This window comes from Polaromonas sp. (assembly GCF_013817205.1).
Taxonomy (GTDB): domain Bacteria; phylum Pseudomonadota; class Gammaproteobacteria; order Burkholderiales; family Burkholderiaceae_C; genus Polaromonas.
This window is the reverse complement of sequence record NZ_JACDDD010000146.1, coordinates 1-2,898: the sequence shown is the minus strand read 5'-3', so window position 1 is coordinate 2,898 and position 2,898 is coordinate 1. Positions and strand designations below refer to the sequence as shown.

The window sequence follows — 2,898 nt, the reverse complement described above, 5'->3', positions numbered from 1 at the left end:
GTGGTGTGCCACGCAGCAACCGCGACTGGGTTTGGTACTGAGAGGGGCCCGCCATGACCCGCTCTACTGCTGAAGCCACCGCTGCTTTTTACAACACCAGCCCCGTCACCCGGCTGTTCCGCTGGGGGCTGGGCGCATCGCAGCGCCTGTGGCCCGCGCTGGCGGTACGCGCCGCCTACCGCCTCTTCGGCACGCCCCTGCCGCCGCGCTGGCTGGCGCGCCGCCGCGCCTGGCCGGCCGATTGGGCCATTACCGCCTGGCCGTTTGAAAACGCCAGCATCACGCTGTACAGCCGGCCGGTCGCCCCGCACGGGCCGGTGGTGCTGCTGGTGCACGGTTGGGGCGGCCATGCGGGGCAGATGCTGGCGCTGGCCGACCGTCTGCAGGCGCAGGGTTTGCGCTCGGTGATCCTCGAAATGCCGGCGCATGGCCGTAGCGCCGGCCCGACCAGCAACCTGCCGCAGTTCGCACGCGCCATCGACTACGCGGCAGCCCGCCTGCAGCAGCAGGGCTTCCGGCTGGAAGCGCTGGTCGCGCACTCGCTGGGCGCCAGCGCTGCGGCTTTTGCTGCCAGCCGCGGGCTGGCCTTGCGCAAGCTGGTGTTGCTGGCGCCACCAGCTTCGCCGCATGAATACACGCGGCTGTTTGCGCAGGTCTTTGGCCTTCATGAGGCAACCCGCGCGGCCATGCAGCAACGCATCGAGGCCCGCGAGGGCATCCTGATGCCGCAGTTCGAACCGGCAGCGGTCGGCCCGCGCATCACCCAGACCACGCTGGTGGTCCATGACCGGCGCGACAACATCAACCGCTTCGCCGACGGCGTGGCCTTCAGCGAGGCGATTGCCGGCGCGCGGCTGCTGGCCACCCAGGACCTGGGGCACCGTCGCCTCCTGAAAGACGAGGCGGTACTGCAGGAGGTCGCCGCCTTTCTGGCTTGAGTTTCATCGCACTGCGTGCAACACCGTTGTGCAATCAAGCGAACGAGCCCTATCATTGCCGCACTTCAACAAGAGGAGAGCGAGATGGGCATGTTTACCTGGACGGAAAAAAGCAGCGCAGTGCTGTCGCAAGGCGGCGTGATCGGCCCCGACGAGCGCCTGCCCTGGCCACAAACAGCGGTGATGGGTGTGCAGCACGTGATTGCGATGTTTGGCGCGACTGTGCTCGCGCCCATCCTGATGGGGTTTGACCCGAACATTGCCATCCTGATGAGTGGCATCGGCACCCTGATCTTTTTCATCGTGACCGGCGGCAAGGTCCCGAGCTACCTCGGCTCCAGCTTTGCCTTCATCGGCGTGGTGATCGCCGCCACCGCCTATGCCGGCAAGGGGCCGAATGCCAACATCGGCGTGGCACTGGGCGGCATCATCGCCTGCGGCCTTCTCTACACCCTGATAGGTGCCATCGTGCAGATGGTGGGCACCGGCTGGATTGAGCGCTTCATGCCGCCGGTGGTGACCGGCGCGGTGGTTGCCGTGATCGGCCTGAACCTGGCCGGCATCCCGATCAAGAACATGGCGGCCAGCAATTTTGACTCCTGGATGCAACTGGTGACCTTTGTCAGCGTTGCGCTGGTGGCGGTGATGACACGCGGCATGGTGCAGCGGCTGTTGATCCTGGTGGGCCTGATCGTCGCCACGCTGATTTATGCGGTGCTGACCAATGGTCTGGGCCTGGGCAAGCCGGTGGACCTGTCGGTCATCGGCAACGCCGCGTGGTTCGGCCTGCCCGCATTTACCGCGCCGGTGTTCACCCTGAACGCCATGCTGCTGATCGCGCCGGTGGCTGTCATTCTGGTGGCGGAAAACTTGGGCCACATCAAAGCCGTGACCGCCATGACCGGCAAGAACCTGGACGTCTACATGGGCCGCGCCTTCATTGGCGACGGCGTGGCGACCATGGTCTCTGGCGCGGCGGGTGGCACTGGCGTGACCACCTATGCGGAGAACATCGGTGTGATGGCGGCCACGCGGATTTATTCGACGGCGGTGTTTCTGGTGGCAGCCTTGATTGCCCTGCTGCTGGGTTTCAGCCCCAAATTCGGCGCACTGATCCAGGCGATTCCGCTACCGGTGATGGGCGGCGTCAGCATCGTGGTGTTCGGCCTGATTGCGGTGGCCGGCGCCAAGATCTGGGTCGACAACAAAGTTGATTTTTCCGACAACAAAAATTTGTTGGTGGCGGCGATCACGCTGGTGCTGGGCACCGGGGACTTCACCTTGAAATTTGGCCAGTTCGCGCTGGGCGGCATTGGCACCGCAACCTTCGGCGCCATCCTGCTGTATGCGCTGCTCAATCGCCGGCCGGTGGCCAGGAATTAGTCGGCAGTTTCGGACTTGGCCCGGCTCAGCGCGACTTTGGTCCTGGCCAGCTCGCGCTCCAGCTCCTCGCGCTCGCTGATTTCCTGCGCCAGCACCTGGTTGACCTGGGCCAGGTCCTCGGCCGAGTCATGAATGCGGTTTTCCAGTTCGTCGGTCTTGCGCAGCGCCTGCGCCACCTCGCCGGCCTGCACCTCGTTGGGCCAATTCTGCTTGAGCACGGCGTTGATCACCAACAGCTCATTGGCCGATTGCTCGACGGTTTCCTGGACCGATTCGCTCTGGTCAAGCGCCCGCGACAGCGGCGCCGATGGATGATTGGCGGAAGGCGATGTCTGGGACATGGCAGATGGCAGATGGCAAGCAAATAGAGGGCCAAAACCACGGGCAAACTGCCCATCGATGGCCAAAACAGAACTGTCGGGCGAATATAGCACCCAGAGCCCCCGGCGCACACAGGGAATGCCCCGCATATCGTGGCGGACTTAGAACTTATCCGTAAATAAATGATAATCACTTTCCATGCGCGAGTGCCGCGGTTGGAGTTGTGATGGCAAAAGCCAAATCCTGGGAAGTGACT

Annotated in this window: 3 protein-coding genes; 2 read left to right on the top strand and 1 reads right to left on the bottom strand. The window is 64.1% G+C overall.

The window, feature by feature from the left end; all coding sequences use genetic code 11:
* The first annotated feature begins 53 nt into the window (after window positions 1-53).
* Together H0W47_RS18565 and H0W47_RS18560 are read left to right on the top strand one after the other, a co-directional pair.
* Window positions 54-938, top strand: coding sequence for an alpha/beta fold hydrolase (locus H0W47_RS18565; protein ID WP_296927085.1), 885 nt, complete (start codon window positions 54-56; stop codon window positions 936-938).
* Between the two features lie 90 nt (window positions 939-1,028).
* Window positions 1,029-2,321, top strand: a complete 1,293-nt coding sequence (locus H0W47_RS18560; protein WP_296927086.1) for a solute carrier family 23 protein — start codon at window positions 1,029-1,031, stop codon at window positions 2,319-2,321.
* Here the strand turns inward: H0W47_RS18560 and H0W47_RS18555 are convergent.
* On the bottom strand, window positions 2,318-2,662 hold the full coding sequence (locus tag H0W47_RS18555) for a hypothetical protein (protein WP_296927083.1): 345 nt from the start codon (window positions 2,660-2,662) through the stop codon (window positions 2,318-2,320). The two genes, H0W47_RS18560 and H0W47_RS18555, sit on opposite strands and share 4 nt — an antisense overlap.
* Between the last annotated feature and the right edge of the window lie 236 nt (window positions 2,663-2,898).